Genomic DNA, 21,393 nt, shown 5'->3' with positions numbered 1-21,393 from the left:
ACTTAACGGTTGGCGGCTATCACGGCTTCGCCTACTGACTTCCAGTGCGAGGCAGTGCTGGTCGCTGTCAGGTCAGTAGCCGACAGTAATTGTCTTGCCGAAAGGCCGGTCATATCACTGGCGCTGTGCATCCGGCTCAACCAGTCCACCTCGTGCATGCTGGTAACGATACGATCTGACCCGGTCAGCAATGCGTTTGCGGCCAGCACTTCAGATGACGTCCAGCCTGTCAGTGACGCCAGCCGCGCAGCACATTGGGTATTGTCTCGATGCGTGTCATTGGCTTGCTTGAAATAATCGAGCAGCGTTTCTTCCGGGTAACCGCAGTTGTCGCGCCAGTTGCGGTAACGGTCGAGCAAATACAGACTGTTCATTGAAAGGGGAAGCAGGAAGCCAAAGTCTGCATGCAGCCAGCGTGGACTGATTAAAAATGTGCGTAATGCCCGGGCGCTCAGCCCCAGTTGCTGGCTGACTTCTGAATAGCGAATCAGCGTCGAGAGCGTCTGAATGGCGCCACCATGCCAAAGTAACGCACCGAGAAACTTGCCTGCATCGCTGCCTGCCCAGCGTATCACCGGCTCGCAACGGTCCGGCGGCAAACCGGTGAGGGTCAGCAACAGCCCTTCCACCAGCCGATGTTGATTCCGGTAGCCGTTCAATACGAACGTTTCAAGTCTGGCTTCGACTTCGCTTGCAAGGGGTTCCGCGATGGCTATGGAGGACAAGCGTTCATGCAGGGTGCGGCGGATGCTGACCGCGGGTTCCTCGTGCAGCGGCTGAGTCGTGACCAGCCCTAATCCGTCGATCAGGTAGTAATGGAGGATAGTCCACCAATTGATGGTGTTGTTTTGGTCATCCTTGCTTGGCAAGTCAAGGGATGCCAGCTGGTCTCTCTTCAATACAGCCTGGCGCGCATCGTTGGTTAATTGCTCAAGTTGAACAGTCAGTTCCTGCGTGACTATTGTTTCGGTGATGTCCCAGCCTAGCTGACGTCGCAGTGCAGCGATGTCTCGGTCAGACGCTTTGAGCCACGTGACTGCCCAGTCCAGTTGCATCAGGATATCGAGCACGTCCGGTTCGGTGTCGTCGAGTTGACCTGAGACCACCTTTTTCCGAAAAGACAGAGTGCCCAGCAGGTCGATCAATGCCCGGCATTCTGCTGCGGTCAGACCGAACATCGAAGCAATGCGGGCTTGGCGGTACAGCGAAGAAATCATGCTCAAATTGAGTCTGAAGTCAGTGGGCGCGTTGCCAATCAGTTCGCGAACATCGACGGCCAGCTGCCTCAAGCCTTCATGAGTGCTGGATAACTGCAGGGCTCGGCTCAACTGAGCGCGAGTCTTGACGTGCTGGCTACTGTCCTGATCGAGGTCGAGAATCGACCCCTCCAGCACCAGCGGAGTATCGAACAATGCCGGGTTGTTGAATACCCGGTCGAACATCGGCAAGCGTCCGTCGTTTGCCTCGCCGGGCATCAGGTGAACAAAGGCTGCAAACTCATCAGGCGCGAGGCCGTAACGTTTGTTCAGATACCGATAGGTTCCCAGTGCGCGTAGCGTATTTACCGTCAGCACCATCTGCAGGTTCACGGCGCCTTCGGAGCGAATGACCGCCATGACCAACGTGTCCAGCGCTGTAAACGGAATGCCCGTCCAGCGCTGCAGACGGATCATGCGTTGCAGACGGTCGAAGCGGTCCACGCTGGTGTTTACCAGCCGCTCAGTGCCGTACGCATCCTTGTTCAGAGCCATTGCCGGCTGAGTGGTCGGGCCATTGACGTAGCCAGCTCCGAATCGGGCCTTGATTGCTGTCAGGCTCGCATCGAGTGGGGAGTCTTCATCTGCGGTGTTTCCCGCTGCACGGATGTTGGGAGAGGCATAGGCCGTGTGGCTGCCTATGGCAAGCAGGGCTTCGACTCCGTCACTGTCCAGACCCGTCTTCTCCAGGAAGACGTTCAGATTATTCAAAGGATTGCTGGCGTCGTCGACGTAATCGACGTTGTATTTCGTTTTGAAGAACTGACGGGTCAGGTCTGCTGACGTGTCTGCGTTTGCCAGACTGGATAAGGCAGGTTCAATCACGATTGCCTGTTGCTCTGGGCCTGCTCCGCTCATCAGCACCTGTGCGATGGCACTGGAGTGCTGCACTTTTCCATAGTCACTGCCGTACCTGGAAGTGGTTGGAAGTTCAAGGCTGACGCAGTAATTCAGCTCGCCTAACATTGGCTTCTTCCCGGCAAGCCCGAGGCTGATCTGTTGAAAGTGGAAGTTGTAAGGAAACTGAAACGGGTGTTGTTTCTCGGCCACCAATTGGTAAATAGACTTGCCCTTGTCCTCAGGCACTGTGTCCACGTAGGCATTGATGGCTTTACTTAACACCTGATTGACGATGTGCAGCGTAGGCACTGGCGTGAAGGTGCTTTGTTGGTCGATCAACAGACCTTTGAGATCAGGCCGTCGGTCATGGAGTTTGATTCGGCTGTCCTCCGCGACGCTGCCTTCCAGCTGTTCCAGAGCAAACCGGTACAAGGACGTCAGGTACGCCACGGGCGAATCCTTGGCTTCTATCGCACCCACCTTGCAAAACAGATCCCAGTTTTCCTTGAAAAGATTGGGGAAGCTGGGCCCGATGTCTACCAGTGAACGCACGCCGGTGCGCCGTGTCACTGGCTGGGGCCGGCCTGAAGACAGCAGTTGATTGCGATACAGGCGCACGATCTGGGTGGCGTAACAGCGAGCGTTTTCATAGGCGAGCGCTGCATCAGCATCACTGATACGTGAGAGTTCGTGAACAAAAGCGCTTTTGGAGCGCCGTACGATATCGAACACTGAATGGATGTTCAGTTTTTCCATCGCGTTGATGAACGGTAACGTGTCATCGCCATGTTCGTGCGTGTCGTTCCCGGTTCGGGCCAGGTTGCGTAGAAGGGAGAAGGGTTGCTCGGTCATGTCCGGCGCTCCAGTGGTCATGACACAGCCTTGTTTACCATGGCGCTCGCGTCTAGCTGACAAAAGTGTCAGTCAACCATCAGCAACACCAAGCATTTCCTATAAAAACAAAGCATTAGCGCCCGCCGCTGAAGGTATATTCATTGGCGATTGACCACCCAAAGTTTATGCCTATTGGTTCTTGACCAAGCCGCGTGCTTCCGTTTGTCTGCTGTTATGGTTGAAGGGCGTCACTAACGGCGGATAGAGGTTTCAAGGATGAACTCGATCATGCACACCAATACGCCGCAATTGGCGGTCAGCGATTCACGGGCCCTGCCGGTACGCAGTGTGCAGTTCTATCGTGGCGCTGATGATCAGCCTGTTGAAGCCAGGGTGACGCAGCAATATTTCGACAAGGCCGGGCGACTGATCGCCAGTCGCGATCCACGTTTTGCCAGTCGTTTGAAATACGGTGTCTGTGCGCCTGTGAACCTGATGCAAATCGTCAGTTTGTCCGGGGCTTTGCTGCTATCGAAAAGTGTCGACTCAGGTTGGCGGGTGAGCCTCAATGGCGAAGCGGGGCAGTTAGTCGACAGCTGGGACGGACGTGACAACCCGCGCCAGATCGAATACGACGCGCAATTGCGCCCTTTGGCGATCAACGAATCAGGCCGAATGACCGAGCGCTTCACTTATGGCGGGCCCGCCACTGCTGAGCGTAACCAGTGCAATCAACTGATTCGCCATGACGATACGGCAGGCTCGCGCTTGCTGCCGGACTATGGACTGTCGGGTGGGGTTCTGAGTGAGGAACGGTATTTCCTGCAGTCGCCTGACCGCCCGGACTGGCCACTTGCCGAACCTGATCGTGATGCACTGCTGGAGCCCGTCGGCCTGCAGACACGCCGGGCTTTCAACGCGCAGGGCGAAGCGCTGGCGCAGACTGACGCCAACGGTAACGTCCAGCGTTTCAGTTACGGTGCGGCGGGGCAACTGCACGCTGTTGAACTGACCCTGACCAATACGGAACAGCCGCAAACGCTGGTCAGTGCAATTGACTATGACGCATTCAACCAGGTCGAGCAGGAGACGGCAGGAAATGGCGTGGTCAGCCGCTATGTGTATGATCGACAAGACGGTCGGCTGATTGAACTCAGTGCGCTATCTGCTGACGGCTCAGTGCTGCAAAAACTGAATTACAGCTATGACCCGGCAGGTAACGTTCTACTCATCAACGATGCCTCGCAACCAGACCGGTATTGCGGCAATCAGCGTATCGAGCCGATAAACCGCTACTGTTACGACACGTTGTATCAGTTGATCGAAGCCACGGGTCGTGAGGTCAGAAACGGTGCCAGTCATGGTCCGGCGCTGCCCGGTCTGCAACCTGTCCCGACGCTCGATCCTTGCCAGGTCAGCAACTACAGACAGCATTACAGCTACGACCCTGCGGGTAACCTGCTGCAAATGCGCCACGAAGGCGCACACAACTTCACCCGCAACATGCACGTTGCACCGGACAGCAATCGCAGCCTGCCCGACGATGACGAGGATGTGGATTTCGCCACGAGTTTTGATGCCAACGGCAACCTGCTGCAACTGGTGCGTGGTCAGGTTATGGGTTGGGATGTGCGTAACCAGTTGCAGCACATCACCACTGTGCAACGTGAAGACGGGGCGAACGATGACGAACGCTATGTCTATGACGGCCAGGGTCAGCGTTGCCGCAAGATCAGCACCGCGCAGGCATCAGGTCGCACGCTGAGCAACGAAGTGCGCTACCTGCCGGGGCTGGAAATCCGGACCACGGCGAGTGGAGAAATTCTCCACGTCGTTATCGCTCAGGCGGATCGCAACAACGTGCGGGTGCTGCACTGGGAAGCGGGAAAACCAGATGCCATTGCGAACGACCAGGTGCGCTACAGCCTGGGTGATCATCTGGGCTCAAGCACGCTGGAGCTTGATCAGCAAGGCGGCCTGATCAGCCAGGAAAGTTATTATCCGTTCGGCGGTACGGCCTGGTGGGCGGCGCGCAGTGCAGTGGACGCCAAGTACAAAACAGTTCGGTACTCGGGTAAAGAGCGCGATGCCAGTGGGCTTTATTACTACGGTTTCAGGTATTACGCGCCGTGGTTGCAGCGGTGGATCAATCCGGACCCGGCGGGGGCTGTGGATGGGTTGAATCTTTATGCAATGGTTCGGAATAATCCGGCAGCTTGCGTGGACCCCTCTGGGCTCGCCGGCGACTATCGTGGACGGCGAGACAGTGTCGAGCGTGACGTATTGCTTGATACCAGCATCCTTGCACGTGGTAGAAGCGAAATATCAAGGCTTCCAGACACTGAAAGTAATTATCTGGACAAGGCTTTCGAGCTCGGTCACCTTGCCTGGGATGAAAGCTCGACAATTCTCGCCGCTCCGGCGTTGGCGGGCATGCCTGAAATGCTGGTGAGTTATGTGTTGGGGGACAGCGCCAAGGAGAGGCTTGGCGAGGTGGTTGAAACATACACTGCAACGGCGGCCATGCTGAAAGAATATGATGAAGGAGGGGAGCAGTACAATCAGATTGCTGTGATGAAAAACTATCCAGGGACGGATGCATTTATTGACCTCGAAGATCAGCATAAACGCATATTTATAGTAGAAGACTTTTTAACGCGTCATGTGGCGGGTACATCAATCACACTGGGGCATGAAGTGTCCCACATCGTCCGCAACAACGAAATTCTTGATTTCGGGTACCTGGCTCCCGGCTTACGGGATGAAAACGCAGCCGCTATAAGTGAGGAGCGCTACCTGACGCACCTTGAGGGCGGGCTTCAGTCGGCGATAGAATATTCTTATGGTTACAAAAATCCGCACATGTTTCAAAGCGTCGAGCGCATGATGCAAAAGAATGTGCTAGGTGCCGAGAGAGCCATGGGACTTTTCAAGGTCAAGAGCATGCAGGACCTGAAAGTCGAGCGTTTGAGCGATCCTGAAGTACGCACCAATCTATTGATGAACAATGCAGACAGCTTGGCAATGTTAAGTTTCATGCTTGCGGAGTCGGCTGTGAAAGGCCGTCTGAGAAGCTGGGGTGCATTGATATAATGCTGGCAGTGGGCTTTCCATGCCAACTGCACATCCGGCATGGGCAAGGCTGACAGTTTTATTGCGGCACTCCCATCGCCGGGAATAAGGTCATATCAAACTTTCATGGATGAAGGTAATGAGCTCGATTGTGCACAGCAATACGCCGCTACTGGTGGTCATTGATCCGCGTGCGCTGGTTGTGCGTAGCGTGCAGTTCTGTCGAACTGTGGCCGGGCAGCCTCTTGCCGCGCGGGTGACCCATCAGCGCTATGACCGGGCAGGGCGTCCGGTTGTCGGTCGTGATCCGCGTCTGTTCAGTCGCTCGGAAACCGAAACGCAGACCCCGGCAAACCGGGTGGTCAGGTTCAGTCTGTCCGGAGCAGCTTTGCTGAGTGAAAGCGTCGACTCGGGTTGGCGACTGAACCTGATGGGCGAGGCCGGGCAGTTGCTTGAAAGCCGGGACGGGCGAGGCACGCAGCGCTTGATGGAATACGACAGTTCGCTGCGCCCGGTCTCTGTGACAGAGCAGGGGCTTGTCTTGGAACGTCTGGCCTACGGTGGCGCCGACGCCGCTGAGCATAACCAATGCAATCAACTGATTCGCCATGACGATACGGCAGGCTCGCGTTTGCTGCATGATTACGGCCTGCCTGGCGCTGCGCTGGGTGAGGAACGGCATTTTTTGCAAGCGCCTGAAAGTCCGGACTGGCCGCTGGGCGAAGCAGAGCGCGATGCATTGCTTGAGCCTGTCGGGCTGCAAACCCGCTGTGGGGTCAATGCGCTGGGCGAAGCGATCTGGCAGACCGATGCCATGGGCAATACACAGGCCTTTGGCATGACCGTCGCTGGGCAGTTGAAAGCGGCTGAACTGACATTGGCCGGTGCCTCACTGTCGCAGATGCTGGTCAGTGAAATTCATTACAACGCGCTTGACCAGGTCGAGCAGGAAACGGCCGGCAATGGTGTTGTCAGTCACTTCCAATATGATCCGCAGGATAGCCGGCTCGCTGCGCTCAGCGCGATGGCGGCGGATGGCGCGCTATTGCAAAAGCTGATTTACAGCTATGACCCGGTCGGTAATGTTCTGGTGGTCAACGATGCGTCCCAGCCAGACCGTTATTGCAACAACCAGCTCGTCGAGCCGATCAGTTGCTTCGAGTACGACACGCTGTATCAGCTGATCGAAGCCAGCGGCCGTGAAGTCAGAAACGGTGCCAGCCATGGCCCGGCGTTGCCGGGCCTGCAATCTCTGCCGACGGATGATCCTTGTCAGGTCAGCAACTACACACAGCGTTACCGCTACGACGCTGCGGGTAATCTGCTGCAAATGCGCCACGAGGGCGCGCACAACTTCACCCGCAACATGCACGTTGATCCCGACAGCAATCGCAGCCTGCCCGACGATGAAGGAGAAGTGGATTTCGCCACAAGTTTCGACGCCAACGGCAACCTGTTGCAACTCGTGCGTGGGCAGACCATGAGCTGGGATGCGCGTAATCAGTTGCAGCACATCACCACCGTGCAACGTGAAGACCAGCCGAACGATGAAGAGCGTTATATCTACGATGGGCAGGGTCAGCGTTGTCGCAAGATCAGCACCGCACAGGCATTAGGTCGCACACTGACCAACGAAGTGCGCTACCTGCCGGGGCTGGAAATCCGCACCACAGCCGATGGCGAAACCCTTCACGTTATTAATACTCAGGCGGGTCGCAACAGCGTGCGGGTGTTGCACTGGGAAGCGGGAAAACCAGATGCTGTTGCGAACGATCAGGTGCGTTACAGCCTGGGTGATCATCTGGGCTCGAGCACGCTGGAGCTTGATCAGCAAGGCGGCCTGATCAGCCAGGAAAGTTATTATCCGTTTGGCGGCACGGCCTGGTGGGCGGCGCGCAGTTCAGTAGAAGCCAAGTACAAAACAGTTCGTTACTCGGGTAAAGAACGCGATGCCAGCGGGCTTTATTATTACGGGTTCAGGTATTACGCGCCGTGGTTGCAAAGGTGGATCAATCCGGACCCGGCGGGGGATGTGGATGGGTTGAATCTGTACAGGATGGTCAGAAATAATCCGCTTGTTTACGTTGATGCGAAGGGCCAGCAACCTGAACCTGTTCCAAAAACTATTCACCAGATCTGGATAGGTGAAAACCGGGATGCCTTGAGAGCTCAGGTCAGCACTATCAACAGAACCGTTGAAATGGCGTGGGGGTATAAAGTGACGTTGCATCTGGAAACGAGGACGCCGGATGCTTATTCGGAAATCGAAAAGGATCTGAGATCCGAAGTGGTTCTGCTTCCTGATTCCCAGGTTTTCCAGAACTTCAAGGAGAAGCCGCTTTATGCAGCCTATGAAGATTTCCGAAGAAACAAGCAGAATTACGCATTCGCGGTAGACGTTTTACGTATGCATACCGTTCATGAGTTGGGCGGAATTTATTCAGACGTCGATGACGTTTATGCAGGTGCGGAGACTGGCGGAATGACGCCGCTGGGTGATCATCCGCTTGTTGCAGAACCTGATGAAGTTCTGACGCTGGACCCTGTTCATGTCCCTTGGGAGCCGCAGAATTCTGTTGAAGGTTTTATGGTCAATAACAGCTCATTTGCCGCTCATTCAGGTGCAGGCGTCTTACTTGATATGATGAGTGAGGGCGCGAAACGATATGATGAAGCCGTTGAGGGCGGCCATTATCCGGATCCGATGCGCATGAGCGGTATAGGTCTCAATTTGATCCGGGATCCTAACCCGGCAGTGAGAGTCCAAACGTTATCGAAGATGGTAGGTCCTGGCTTGTTTACGGACACACTGCGCGCTTCGGACACAGCGTACGGTGAGCTTTTTACTAATCTGAAAGGCTTCGTCTTTCAAGGACAGCCGTTCACGTTTGCCGACCAAATGGCCAGGAAGATGCCGCTGCATCGGCATATAAAAAGCGGCGCGGCGCAGAGCTGGCGTTGAACATAACGAAAACCCGCCTCCATGAGACGGGTTTTTATGTTCCTGCCGAGCGTTACTGCACTTCCACCGCCAGGCTGTCGCTGATCTTCTTCTGCCAGATCTGCGGGCCGGTGATGTGTACGGACTCACCGTTGCTGTCTACGGCCACGGTCACCGGCATGTCCTGGACCTCGAACTCGTAGATCGCTTCCATGCCCAGCTCGGCGAAGGCCACGACGCGGGATTTCTTGATCGCCTGAGCCACCAGATAGGCAGCACCACCAACGGCCATCAGGTACACGGCCTTGTGGTCACGGATCGCTTCGATGGCGGTCGGGCCGCGTTCGGATTTGCCGATCATGCCCAGCAGGCCGGTCTGGTCGAGGATCTGCCGGGTGAACTTGTCCATCCGGGTGGCCGTGGTCGGGCCGGCCGGGCCGACGACTTCTTCGCGCACCGGATCAACCGGGCCGACGTAGTAGATGAAGCGACCCTTGAGGTCTACCGGCAGGGTTTCACCCCGGTTGAGCATTTCGACCATGCGCTTGTGCGCCGCGTCGCGGCCGGTGAGCATCTTGCCATTGAGCAAAACGGTTTCGCCCGGTTTCCAGCTTTGTACTTCTTCCGGGGTCAGCGTATCGAGGTTGACGCGGCGGGCCGATGGGCCGGCTTCCCAGACGATTTCCGGGTAGGCGTCCAGCGATGGCGCCTCCAGCGAAGCAGGGCCGCTGCCGTCGAGCACGAAGTGCGCGTGGCGGGTGGCGGCGCAGTTGGGGATCATGCACACCGGCAGCGACGCGGCGTGGGTCGGGTAATCCATGATCTTGACGTCGAGCACGGTGGTCAGACCGCCCAGGCCCTGAGCGCCAATGCCCAGCTGGTTGACCTTCTCGAACAGCTCCAGACGCATCTCTTCGATACGATTCTGCGGGCCGCGGGCTTTAAGTTCATGAATGTCGATGGACTCCATCAACACTTCCTTGGCCATGACCGCGGCTTTTTCTGCGGTGCCGCCGATGCCGATGCCGAGCATGCCCGGTGGGCACCAGCCTGCGCCCATGGTCGGTACGGTTTTCAGAACCCAGTCGACGATCGAGTCGGAAGGGTTGAGCATCGCCATCTTCGATTTGTTTTCCGAACCGCCGCCTTTCGCCGCGACGTCCACTTCCACGGTGTTACCCGGGACGATGGAGTAGTGAATGACGGCCGGGGTGTTGTCCTTGGTGTTTTTGCGAGCGCCTGCCGGATCGGCAAGGATCGAGGCGCGCAGTACGTTTTCAGGCAGGTTGTACGCGCGACGCACGCCTTCGTTGATCATGTCGTCCAGGCCCATGGTGGCGCCGTCCCAGCGAACATCCATCCCCACGCGCACGAAAACCGTGACGATGCCGGTGTCCTGGCAGATCGGGCGATGACCGGTCGCGCACATGCGCGAGTTGATCAGGATCTGGGCGATGGAGTCACGAGCGGCAGGCGACTCTTCACGCAGATACGCCTCGTGCATGGCCTGGATGAAGTCCACGGGGTGGTAATAGGAAATGAACTGCAGTGCGTCTGCAACGCTCTGAATCAGGTCGTCTTGCTTGATCACGGTCATGCGGCGCGCTCCTCTGTAAGGACGGGAACATTCAATTACGCTATCGGCGGCAGTCTGGAACTGCGGCTTGAACCAGAGCTGTCAGGTTGGCGATAGCGGGCGCAAAAAGGCGCGGCAGTATAACCCGCCCGACAGGCCAGTCTGTACAATCGCCGTTATTTTCTGCACAGGCCGTTTTGATGCCTCAATTGCATGTGGGTGAGCTTAGCTGGTCGGTGACATCGGCCAGCAATCTGCTCGACGCCCTGAACCATGCCGGTATTCCGGTCCCTTATAGCTGTCGTGCCGGCAGTTGCCATGCGTGCCTGGTGCGCGTCGTAAAGGGCGAGCCTGAAGACGCGTTGCCCGACGCGCTGCCTGCCGAAAAGCGCCAGCAGGGTTGGCGGCTTGCCTGTCAGTGCCGAGTGACGGGGGATCTGGCTGTCGAGGTGTTTGACCCCCAGCGTGATGGCCTGCCTGCCACAGTGGCAGGCTGCGACTGGCTCTCTGCATCGGTGCTGCGTTTGCGTCTGGAGCCAGCGCGACCGCTGCGCTACAGCGCCGGGCAGCACCAGGTGTTGTGGACTGACAGCGGTGTTGCGCGGCCTTACTCGCTGGCGAGCCTTCCCGGTGAGGATGCGTTTCTGGAGTTTCACATCGACTGCCTGCAGCCCGGGGCCTTCCGTGACGTTGCCCGCCAGTTGCAGGTCGGTGATGCCCTGAGGCTTGGCGAGCTGCGTGGCGGTGCGCTGCGTTACGACCCGGACTGGCAGGAGAAGCCCTTGTTGCTGCTGGCCGCCGGCACCGGGCTCGGGCCCTTGTGGGGCGTGCTGCGCGAGGCTCTGCGTCAGGACCATCAAGGCGCGATACGCGTGATTCATCTGGCCCGCGACAGCCAGGAGCACTATCTGGCCGATGAACTGCACGCCCTGGCTGAACGTTATCCCCAAGTGCATGTTCAGCTGGTTACCCCGCAGACGCTACAGGCAACCCTGGCTGAACTGCGCCTGTTGTCGCGGCACGCGATGGCGCTGGTGTGTGGCAGTGCCGACAGCGTGGAGATGTTCGCCAAGCGGCTGTATCTGGCGGGGCTGCCGCGTAATCAATTGCTGGCTGATGTGTTTGTGGCGCGGGAATAAGAGGCACGCCAGTTACAGTTCTCGTTCTTCGACACGATAATCACAAAAGGCTGACCCAACGCAAAAGGCCCCGGCTCTTTCGAGACGGGGCCTTGGCTTGCAACGTGCTGCGATCAGACCAACGGGTCGCCGACGTGCAGAATCTTCATGCCGTTGGTGCCCCCGATGGTGTGGTAGCTGTCGCCCTTGGTGAGGATGACCCAGTCACCTTGCTCGACCAGACCACGCTTGAGCAGTTCGTCGACTGCGGCCTGGCTGACCTGACCTGGCGGCAGGGCTGCCGGGTCGAATGGCACGGTGTAGACGCCACGGAACATCGCAGCACGCGCCTGAGTACCACGGTGCGGAGAGAACGCGTAGATCGGCACCGAGGAGCGGATGCGCGACATGATCAGCGGGGTGTAGCCGCTTTCGGTCAGTGCGATGATCGCCTTCACGCCCGGGAAGTGGTTGGCGGTGTACATGGCCGCCAGCGCGATGCTTTCGTCACAACGGGTGAAGGAGTGACCGATACGGTGGCTGGACGTCTTGCCGGTCGGGTGCTTTTCAGCACCGATGCAGATACGGGCCATGGCCTGAACCGCTTCGATCGGGTAGGAGCCTGCAGCACTTTCGGCCGACAGCATCACGGCGTCGGTGTAGTCGAGCACGGCGTTGGCCACGTCGGACACTTCAGCACGCGTCGGCATGGGGCTGGAGATCATCGACTCCATCATCTGCGTGGCGACGATCACCGCCTTGTTGTGGCGACGGGCGTGCAGGATGATGCGTTTCTGTACGCCGACCAGTTCGGCATCACCGATTTCAACGCCCAGGTCACCACGAGCGACCATGACCGCATCACTGGCGCGGATCAGTTCATCGAGCACTTCGTCGTTGGCAACGGCTTCGGCGCGTTCGATCTTGGCCACCAGCCAGGCCGTACCACCGGATTCGTCGCGCAGCTGGCGAGCGTATTCCATGTCAGCGGCGTCACGCGGGAAGGAAACGGCCAGGTAGTCCAGGTCCATCTCGGCAGCGAGCTTGATGTCCTGCTTGTCTTTTTCGGTCAGTGCCGGCGCCGTCAGGCCACCACCACGACGGTTGATGCCTTTGTGGTCGGACAGCGGACCACCGATCAGCACGGTGCAGTGCAGTTCGTCAGCGGTCTGGGTGTCGACGCGCATGACCACGCGACCATCGTCGAGCAGCAACTCGTCGCCTACGCCGCAATCCTTGACCAGATCCGGGTAATCGATACCCACGATCTGCTGGTTGCCACTGGTCAGCGGATGAGCAGTGGAGAAGGTGAACTTGTCACCGACCTTCAGCTCTATTCGCTTGTCGGTGAACTTTGCGATACGAATCTTCGGACCCTGCAGGTCGCCCAGCAGAGCGACGAAGCGCCCGTGTCTGGCGGCGATTTCGCGGATCAGCCTGGCGCGAGCCTTGTGCTCGTCCGGAGTACCGTGAGAGAAGTTCAGACGAGCAACGTCCAGACCCGAAAGGATCAGTTGCTCGATGACTTCCGGCGAGTTACTGGCAGGGCCAAGTGTGGCGACGATTTTGGTGCGGCGAACGGTCATGCACAAACTCCTTAATTGAAGCGCAGCGAGAGGCTACTCCTGTCTGGGTCTTTAGTCATTGTTCCTTTGCACTACCGTGTCAGAGTCAGGGAGGGCAATCGGCTGACAACCGGCGCTCTATTGGCCTGAAGAAACAGGCCGTGACGCCGATACAGGGCAGAGAACAGGAGAGTCCCATGCGTATTGTAACGATTGTTGTATTACTGACTGCGCTCAGCGGTTGCACCCGCTGGGCGATGAATTCCAACCTCGATCACGCCTACCGTGCCTATCAGGAAGGTGACTGTGATCGGGTGATGCTCGATCTCTCCAAGGTCGAACGCCAGAGCCGCTCGCGCCGTTATGTCCAGCCGGAAGTGTCGATGTTGCGCGGCCAGTGCCTGGAGCGACAGAAATTGTATGTCGATGCGGCACAGACCTATCAATTCCTGATGGCGCAGTATCCGGAAAGTGAATACGCCTTCCGCGCACGCGCCAGACTCGACACGCTGGCACAAACAGGCCTTTACCCCAGGGCTCAACCTGCCAGACCCATACCTGTACCTGTTCGAAACGCTCCCGTATCGAAATAATTACCCTCGTTTGAATGGAAGGTGTTGTGTTCGGGTGGATTTCGACTAATTGTGAGCTAGTCTGAGGTCATTAAGCGGACGAGCTGCAGGGCTCCGGGTCGAGACTGTTTCCTGGATAGCCTCTGTCGTGCAGCGTATTCGACATCCGCAACGAACACACAGTGTTGCGTGGTCGCAGCACCGGTCCCGGAAGGCAGCCTGCCATGTATAAAGAGCGGAAAATCGAACGCCATCAACTGCAGGATTATCTGCAGGTTTTCAATCGTCATACCGGCAAACTGGTGGGGTGTCTGGGGAATGTCTCCGGTGAGGGGCTGATGCTTATCAGCAGCCTGCCGATCCTGGTGGGGGCGAGGTTCGATCTGTGCCTGAAACTGCCGAATGGCAATATCGGACAGCCCATCGATGTGAGCGCCAAGTGCCTCTGGTGTCACGAAGACGAGACACCTGGCAGTTATGACTCCGGTTTTGAATTGTGTCAGGTTTCTGCAGAGTATCTGGGGTTCGTGCAGCTGTTGCGACAGTACTTCTGCTTTTACCCCTCCTACGAAGCCTCTGCCTGAGGCTGCTGCCTGAAGGGCAGGGCGTCGTTCATAACGTCCCTGCCTTTTTCCAGCTCATGTAACGGTTGACCAACTGTGGTCCCAGTTCTCCTGGCCGCGCATCCATGATCACGATGCCTTGCGCACTCAAGCGATCATGCAGCGAAGCCCGGGCGTTGAGAAAGTCGATCGTTCCGCAATAACTCAGCGCTTCATCGTACGTGTGCACCGGTGAGTGGCGCAGGCCGTCGAGTACTTCCTCTCGCAGGCTGGCAATCAGTACCCGATGCTGTTTACCGAGCTGCCTGGCGGCGGCCAGCAGCTCCTCATCGTCTTCATCGCGCAAGTTGGTCATCAACACCACCAGTGAGCGTCTTTTATGACGAACCATCAGTTGGCGCACGGCGGCGCTGTAGTCAGCGGGGCGCCGGGTGGTCTGAAGGTCATAGACCGAATTGAGCACCCGATTCAGCTGTCCAGGCCCCTTCACCGGCGCCAGATAACGATCCTGCTCGCCGGCAAAGGTCGCAATACCGACAGAATCACCCTGACGCAGCGCGACATAGCTCAACAGCAGGCAAGCGTTGAGGGCGTGATCGAAGTGAGACAGGTCGCCGTCCTGACTGCGCATCCGACGTCCGCAATTGAGCATGAAAACGATCTGCTGATCCCGCTCGTCCTGGTATTCCCGTGCGATGGGCGCTCGCTGGCGGGCGGTGGCTTTCCAGTCGATCTGGCGCAGGCTGTCGCCCTCGCGAAACTCACGCAACTGGTTGAATTCCATGCCCAGCCCGCGACGTTGCAACTGGCGCACGCCCAGTTGGCTCAGCCAGTTATCCACCGCCATCAATTGACCGCCGCAGAGGCGGGCGAAATCCGGATAGACCCGCGTGGTGCCGGGCACTGCCAGGTAGCGTCGTGCCGTCCACAGGCGCAAAGGCCCCAGCAGGCTGATTTCGCAACGCTCAAAGGTGAAATGCCCCCGGCTTGACGGGCGCAGGCGATAGCCGAGGCTGCCTTTGCCGCGTGCGGCCAGGGTGAGTGACTGCGGCAGGTTTTCGTGTTCCAGCCCGTGCGGCACATGATCGAATACCCGCACGGTAACGGGTCTTCCACCGTCGTGCTGCACATCGAGTCGGGCTTCGTTCCAACGGTCGAGCGCCAGACTGCCCGCCAGCTCACGCTGCACACGTGGCGAGGGGCTTCTGAGCAGCCAGATTGCATCAAGCAGGCTCACGACGACGAGGGCCAGCAAGGCTCCCCAATAAAGGTCGTCGATTTTTGCCGGATACTCGACGCCCAGCGCATGAAGCGTGCCGAGCAGCACGGCCACACCCATCAGCCCGCCGAGCCAGCGCAGCAGCGTGACCGACGGCTTGAGGACCTGTTTCACAGGCGTGGTGCCGAGACCTGGTCGAGGATCTGCCTGAGCACCTGATCCACCGACAGCCCCTCGATGTCCAGCTCAGGCGACAACCTGACCCGGTGTCGCAGCACCGCCAGTGCACAGCCCTTGATGTCGTCCGGGGTCACGAACTCGCCGCCACGCAACACAGCTCGGGCCCGCCCGCCACGCACCAGCGCAATCGAAGCGCGCGGGCCTGCGCCCTGACTCAGACCCGGCCAGGTGCGCGTGCTGCGTGCCAGCCGCACGGCGTAGTCCAGCACCTGCTCATCGATGGGCAGCTCGCTGGCAATGCGTTGCAGCGCCTGAACCTCGCGGGCCTGCATGATGACCCTGAGCGGTCGCACATCCAGCATGTCAGCCCGGGATGAGCGGGTGACCTGACGCACCATGTTCAGCTCTTCCTGGGCCTCGGGATAATCCATGCGCAGTTTGAGCATGAAACGATCCAGTTCAGCTTCCGGCAATGGATAGGTGCCCTCCTGTTCGATGGGGTTCTGGGTCGCCAGCACCATGAACGGCTGTGGGATCGGCAGGGCGCGCCCTTCAAGGGTGACTTGCCGCTCCTGCATCGCTTCGAGCAAAGCCGCCTGGGTCTTGGCCGGTGCCCTGTTGATTTCGTCGGCCAGCAGCAGGTTGGTGAACAGCGGCCCCTTGCGCAGCTTGAACTGCTCGGTCTGCATGTCGTACACCGCATGACCGGTCACATCGCTGGGCATCAGGTCCGGCGTAAACTGGATGCGGGCGAATTCGCAGCCGATGCAACTGGCCAGCGCCCGAACCAGCAGCGTCTTGCCAAGCCCCGGAACACCTTCCAGCAACACATGTCCGCCACCGATCAGCGCGGTCAGCACGTCGTCGATAACCGCATTTTGTCCGATCACGGCCTTTTGCAGCTCATTGCGCAACGCCTGGGCCAACTGGCTGGCGCGCTGACGCTGCTGCAACTGATTGGTGGATTCGGCTGCGGGCTCGGCAAGTGACTCGGTGCTGCTGCCTGATGGGGCGGGTGTTTGATCACTCATAGGGCATTCCTGATTGTTTGCAGGTGGGCTACCTGGCGGGTGAATTCGCTGTGTGACAGGCGTTGCGGCGGGCGAGGGCGCAGCGCGTCGCTGATGGCGCTGGTGGGCTGACGGGTCAGGCGTGCAAGCACTTGCCATTGTTCGGCAATGACCAGCCGTTCGAAACCGGGATGCAGTTGGCGGGCGCGACGCAGTATGTCCTGTTGCAGGCGTTTGATCAGCGTCTGCTGCCCGGTGTGTTTGCGCAGGAACTCGGCACTGGCGCGCAGGTGCTCGGTCAGTTGGCGGCGTGCGAGTGGCGCGGGCCGCCGCAGCGGGCCCTCGCGCAGACCGATGTGCCACAGACCCAGAGCAATCAGCAGTGCCAGCGTCAGCAGTGCCTGAGGATAGTTGCGCAGTAACAGGCTCAGCAGGTTGTCGTGTTCGGTTTGCAGCACCAAAGTCACTTGGCTGTCCTGCGTCAGATACCAGAGCAGCCAGGCATTGTCATAGTGGCCGATCGAGCGGGTTTTCCACAGGTTGGCGTCCGTGACAACGGTGATCAGCCCATTGCCCCGGCTTATCTGCAGCAGGTGCGTGGCATCGGCGCTGTTGGCCCAGGATTGGGCGTGATCTTCCGGGTCTTCGAGGTGAAACGCCGGATCGAAACTCATGTAGGCCGGGGCGCTCTCGTTTTCCAGGTACAGGCGGGTCAGCTCTGGCCAAGGTATTTTCTGGTGTTTGGGGGCGGGCGTCATCAGCGGGATGGGCAGTGGCGGCTGAGCGTCGGTCAGTTGCTGTTCCTTGGCATTGATGTCTTTGGTGAGGTACTGATGAATCTGCAGACTGTCCAGCAGCAGGTCACCGCTGCGACCTTTTTGTTCGTCCCAGAGTTGTTCGGCGACGAACAGCAGGTGCCCGCCTGCCTCGGCCCAGTTCAGCAGCGTTTGGGTTTGCGCCGGGGTCATGTCTTCCCGGTCATCGAGCAGCAGCAGGGTCTGGGTGCTCTGACTCGGGTCGGGAAGCTGAGCCAGCGTGTCGACGGTATTCACTGTGAGGGAGCGGCCACGCAGAAAGTGTTCGGCCGCCAGCCAAGGATTGGCCTTCGCCTCTGGCGAGGGGCCCTGATCGACCGTTTTCTCGTAGCGCTCGAGCTGGGTGCTCAGAAACAGCGCGCCGCCTGCCAGTAATGACAGGACCAGCAGCCCGATCAGCAGCCCGGTGCGGCGGGTCATGGCTGCGCTGCCTGGTTGAACAGGCGACGCCAGTCATCGCAGAGTTCCTGCCGGGCGTGGGCCGGTGGCAGGCGATGCCCGTAGGCGAGGTTTTGCCAGTGTGCGGTCAGCGTGCGGCTGAACTCACTCAGCAGCGGCTGGTTGAGCGCGGCGATGCGTTCGAGTACCTGACTTTCGGTATCGGCATTTTTCAATGGCAATCGATAGTCGCTCAGCAAGCGGCTGAGCAGGGCGCGGTACAACAGACCCAGCGCTTCGCGGGGCTGGCTGTTCCAGAGCTGCTCGGCCCGGCCGGCAACATCGTCGGGCAGGCTTTCGGCATTGACTTGCAGACCAAAGAGCTGCTCGGGTGCCGGGCGGGTGGTGTTTGCCTTGCCGGCCTTCCGGCTAACGAAGGTCCTGAACCAGTCCTGGTAACGAAAGATCACCAGCCCTACAAGCCCGATGACCACGCCCCACAGCAGTACTTCAATCAGGCTGGCCAAGGCGCTCGCTGCGCGCAGAAACCGATTGAGCCAGGTCATCAGCCAGCTCTGATCGCGCGCGTCCCGGGCTGCAGACGGGCCTTTCTGTTTTTCAGGAAAGCGCCAGCCAGTTTCGGTCCTGGGATTGCGGAAGGGTGGCTGTTGCAGAACGCTCTGGATCTCGCTGCGCGCCGCTTCGCTGGTCAGGGGCTGGCGGGTCAGGCGCGGCGTGTCGGGCGCCGCCACGGACGGAACGGATTGCGCGGGGGCGGATTCCGGCAGCGGGCAGCTGTAGCTTTGCTGATCGGCCCAGACCGGTGCGGGTGCTGCGGAAAGTACCAGCCCGACGCCCATCAACACGGCATAGGCAGTGCCGATCAGGCGCTGGCGCAGGCGGCGGAAGACCAGTTCTATGTCCCAGGCTTCAAGAACCGTGCGGCGATTCAAATACAGCGTGAAGCCGCAGGCAACATACACAGGCTCCCAAAGTATCAGCGCCAAGGCATAGAAGAGGTTGGTCAGGTGGTCGATCCACAGCCATTGGTTTTCGACGTCGAGCAGATTCATCCAGTGCCAGTCGATCTGGATCTGCTGCGGTATCAGGGCGTAGAGCAGGACCAGCAGGCCTATCCACAGTGCGTATTCCAGGTGTGCGCCAACGATGGTGAGCAGCTGTGCGGCACGCAGGTCTTTCTGGCTGAGCAGGCTGATGCGCAGGGCGCGCTCGGTACCGGCCAGATGCTCCAGTTGCTGCACCGGCAGTTGGAAACTGCGACTCAGGGAAAGACGTCGCCACAACAGGCTGGGCAGCAGTTGCGCCTTCAGGGTCGCCGGCCAGGCCTTGAGGGCCTGGCGCAGTGTCGGCGTGGCACCGAACAGTGACTGCGAAAGGATCAGCAGCGGCAACCGTTCGAACGCAGGTTTGAGCCACCAGAACAGCAGAATGGCGGCCGTGGGGTAATCCCAGAGCAATGCACTAAGGACGCAGAAAAGGGGCAGGGTGACGATTGCCCAACTGCTCATCAAAACGCCGCGGTGCCGCCCGGCGAGCAGTACGCCCAGGTCGATGGCCTCCCAGGGCGAGCGAGGGCGTATGGCAACAGTCGACTCAGTCAGGCGCATGAGGTGTACGTCCTGCCAGAGTCAGATACGCGGCCACCAGCAACCACAGGACGGCACCTGTCAGGTACTTGAGAAGCGGCCCGGGCCAGGTCATCGATGACCAGTACGCCTCGATGAAGGCTGCGATCAGCAGAAACAGGATCACCCCGCCGACCAGTTGCATGCTGGCCCGCGCGGCGATGCGCAGGGCGGCGCTGCGCGTCAGCCGTCCGGGGGCCAGCAAGGCCCAGCCCAGCTTGAGGCCCGCAGCCCCGGCAAGAGCGATGGCCGTCAGCTCGAAGGCGCCGTGACCGATGACGAAGGGCCAGAAGGTCTGTCCGTAACCGATGTCTGTCAGGTGCCCGGCGATTGCGCCGGTCATCAAGCCGTTGAAGAGCAGGAAAAACAGACTGCCCAGCCCGAACAGCAAGCCGCTGGCATAGGTCTGGAAGGCGATGCCGATGTTGTTCATGATGTAGTAGCCGAACATCATCCAGTCCGTATCGGAACCCCGTTCGACGGGCTGTCCGACACGACTGGCCGACGGGTCATACATACTCTGCATGTCTGCCAGTTGTTCGGGGCTGACGACGCTGTAGATCAGTTGTGGAAAACCATAGACCAGCAACGCCATGCCGATCAGGCTACCGAACAGCAGCAGGCTGGCAACCAGCACAAAGCGCCACTCGGCCCGCACGCGTCGCGGAAAGCCACTCAGAACGAAGCTCAGCAGTCGCACTCCGGCAGTGCTGCGGTGACGGTAAAGTTGCTGATGACCGCGCATGGCCAACTGATGCAGGGGGTCGACCAGATGGCTGCTGTAGCCGCGCTCCTGGGCCAGCGCCAGATGGTGGCAGAGGCGTCGATAATCGCCGGGAAAGGTCGCGCCGCCGCTGACATCGCCCTTGCCCTGTTCAAGGGCCGTCAGGCGCTGCTCGAAGCGTTGCCACTCCTGCTGATGGCGGGTTTCAAACAGGCTCTGCTTCATGTAGGCCCCAGCAGGTTGCGGGCGATGCCGTTTACATGAGCGACCGCCGTGTCGGCGGAGACACGCAAGGGTTCGGCAAGGATGGCCGCGAGTTCCTGGGTTCGCGCGCTGGACAGTTCAGCCTGCCGTTCCGCCAGGCCGAGCACCGCCCGCTGTTCATCCAGATGCAGGGCAAAAGGCACGATGACCGGATCGGCCTGCGGCAGGGTAGGGCGCGCTACCGGCCGGTCGCTGTAAATCACCAGCGTTCCCGCTGCAAGATCGCCCAGCCGTTTGAAGAACGGGTGGTTCAGACAAGTAATCGCCCCCAGCCCGTAGCCCAGCGGGAGCATGTCGACGAAGCGCAGCAGGTTACGGATCAGCGACGAAGACCAGTCGATGGGCGTGCCGTCGTCGTGCACCACCCGCAGCCCGAGCAGGCGCTTTCCGGGTGTGCGTCCCTGGTTGAGCACTTCAAACAGCACCATGTACCACCAGTTCACCAGAAAGAACACCAGAGCGGCCAGACCCATGCCGAGCTTGTCGAGTAACTGCAGAAGCACAAAGAACAGGCCGACGAGGGCTGCGCGAATGGCGAAGTCGATGCCGAACGCCAGTGCGCGGGAAACCAGCCCGGCAGGGCGCAGAAGCATATCGATGCCTTCTGGCGTCTCGATTTCAATGCGCGTGTCCAACGGCGTGGGCAGCGCTGCATTCCTTGGCGAAGCGGGACGGGATGACATTGTCGAAGGACGCGCCTGAAAACGAAAACTGATGCTAGCTAGCGCAGCGGAGCTAAGCAACCGACCATTCAATACGCGGGCTGTAAGAAAACATTTCCCGGTGCGCCGGATACGACCCGATTAGCCAATGACACCTG

Annotated in this window: 14 protein-coding genes; 5 read left to right on the top strand and 9 right to left on the bottom strand. The window is 59.3% G+C overall.

The features are described 5' to 3' along the window. Positions 1–2: 2 nt before the first annotated feature. On the bottom strand, positions 3–2,969 hold the full coding sequence (locus tag KBY08_RS05665; RefSeq protein WP_225651088.1) for a Tc toxin subunit A: 2,967 nt from the start codon (positions 2,967–2,969) through the stop codon (positions 3–5). A 237-nt stretch (positions 2,970–3,206) separates the two neighbouring features. Between KBY08_RS05665 and KBY08_RS05660 the strand changes: the two genes are divergently transcribed. Together KBY08_RS05660 and KBY08_RS05655 are read left to right on the top strand one after the other, a co-directional pair. Then, complete coding sequence (locus KBY08_RS05660) at positions 3,207–6,023, top strand: RHS repeat-associated core domain-containing protein (protein ID WP_060406354.1); 2,817 nt, start codon at positions 3,207–3,209, stop codon at positions 6,021–6,023. A gap of 118 nt (positions 6,024–6,141) precedes the next feature. Continuing rightward, positions 6,142–8,964, top strand: coding sequence for an RHS repeat-associated core domain-containing protein (locus KBY08_RS05655; protein ID WP_060406355.1), 2,823 nt, complete (start codon positions 6,142–6,144; stop codon positions 8,962–8,964). A 52-nt stretch (positions 8,965–9,016) separates the two neighbouring features. Here the strand turns inward: KBY08_RS05655 and KBY08_RS05650 are convergent, their stop codons facing one another. Then, positions 9,017–10,540 carry a fumarate hydratase gene (locus tag KBY08_RS05650; RefSeq protein ID WP_003406346.1) on the bottom strand — a complete coding sequence of 508 codons (1,524 nt, stop codon included), beginning with the start codon at positions 10,538–10,540 and terminating at the stop codon, positions 9,017–9,019. Between the two features lie 179 nt (positions 10,541–10,719). Between KBY08_RS05650 and KBY08_RS05645 the strand changes: the two genes are divergently transcribed. Then, the gene (locus KBY08_RS05645; protein WP_024659507.1) at positions 10,720–11,658 is read left to right on the top strand and encodes an iron-sulfur-binding ferredoxin reductase; all 939 of its coding nucleotides are present in this window, start codon (positions 10,720–10,722) and stop codon (positions 11,656–11,658) included. A gap of 113 nt (positions 11,659–11,771) precedes the next feature. Here the strand turns inward: KBY08_RS05645 and pyk are convergent, their stop codons facing one another. Further along, positions 11,772–13,223 carry a pyruvate kinase gene (gene pyk, locus KBY08_RS05640; RefSeq protein WP_003363893.1) on the bottom strand — a complete coding sequence of 484 codons (1,452 nt, stop codon included), beginning with the start codon at positions 13,221–13,223 and terminating at the stop codon, positions 11,772–11,774. 176 nt (positions 13,224–13,399) lie between these two features. On the opposite strand from pyk, the gene KBY08_RS05635 reads away from it, so the two are divergent. Both KBY08_RS05635 and KBY08_RS05630 read left to right on the top strand, forming a co-directional pair. Next, positions 13,400–13,795 carry a tetratricopeptide repeat protein gene (locus KBY08_RS05635; protein WP_003345370.1) on the top strand — a complete coding sequence of 132 codons (396 nt, stop codon included), beginning with the start codon at positions 13,400–13,402 and terminating at the stop codon, positions 13,793–13,795. A 203-nt stretch (positions 13,796–13,998) separates the two neighbouring features. Next, a complete protein-coding gene (locus KBY08_RS05630) occupies positions 13,999–14,358 on the top strand; it encodes a PilZ domain-containing protein (RefSeq protein ID WP_024659508.1) in 360 nt (119 codons plus the stop codon). Positions 14,359–14,386: 28 nt separating this feature from the next. Here the strand turns inward: KBY08_RS05630 and KBY08_RS05625 are convergent, their stop codons facing one another. The 6 genes from KBY08_RS05625 to KBY08_RS05600 are packed head-to-tail and all read right to left on the bottom strand — an operon-like array spanning position 14,387 to position 21,256. Next, positions 14,387–15,730: a DUF58 domain-containing protein gene (locus KBY08_RS05625; protein WP_024659509.1), complete on the bottom strand. Its 1,344-nt coding sequence runs from the start codon at positions 15,728–15,730 to the stop codon at positions 14,387–14,389. Further along, on the bottom strand, positions 15,727–16,767 hold the full coding sequence (locus KBY08_RS05620; RefSeq protein WP_024639152.1) for an AAA family ATPase: 1,041 nt from the start codon (positions 16,765–16,767) through the stop codon (positions 15,727–15,729). Before KBY08_RS05620 ends, KBY08_RS05625 begins: the two co-directional genes overlap by 4 nt. Then, positions 16,764–17,981, bottom strand: a complete 1,218-nt coding sequence (locus KBY08_RS05615) for a DUF4350 domain-containing protein (protein ID WP_011268795.1) — start codon at positions 17,979–17,981, stop codon at positions 16,764–16,766. The genes KBY08_RS05620 and KBY08_RS05615 overlap by 4 nt, the downstream gene beginning before the upstream one ends. After that, entirely contained in the window at positions 17,978–19,567 is a 1,590-nt protein-coding gene (locus tag KBY08_RS05610; RefSeq protein ID WP_024659510.1) for a DUF4129 domain-containing protein, read from the bottom strand. The genes KBY08_RS05615 and KBY08_RS05610 overlap by 4 nt, the downstream gene beginning before the upstream one ends. Then, complete coding sequence (locus KBY08_RS05605; RefSeq protein ID WP_111522087.1) at positions 19,554–20,534, bottom strand: stage II sporulation protein M; 981 nt, start codon at positions 20,532–20,534, stop codon at positions 19,554–19,556. The genes KBY08_RS05610 and KBY08_RS05605 overlap by 14 nt, the downstream gene beginning before the upstream one ends. Then, positions 20,531–21,256: an RDD family protein gene (locus tag KBY08_RS05600; RefSeq protein ID WP_011268792.1), complete on the bottom strand. Its 726-nt coding sequence runs from the start codon at positions 21,254–21,256 to the stop codon at positions 20,531–20,533. Before KBY08_RS05600 ends, KBY08_RS05605 begins: the two co-directional genes overlap by 4 nt. Positions 21,257–21,393: the final 137 nt, after the last annotated feature.

The sequence above is a fragment of the Pseudomonas sp. P135 genome (genome assembly GCF_020312125.1).
GTDB lineage: Bacteria > Pseudomonadota > Gammaproteobacteria > Pseudomonadales > Pseudomonadaceae > Aquipseudomonas > Aquipseudomonas fragariae.
The sequence above is the reverse complement of the archived record's forward strand: the minus strand, read 5'-3'. Positions and strand labels throughout refer to the sequence as shown.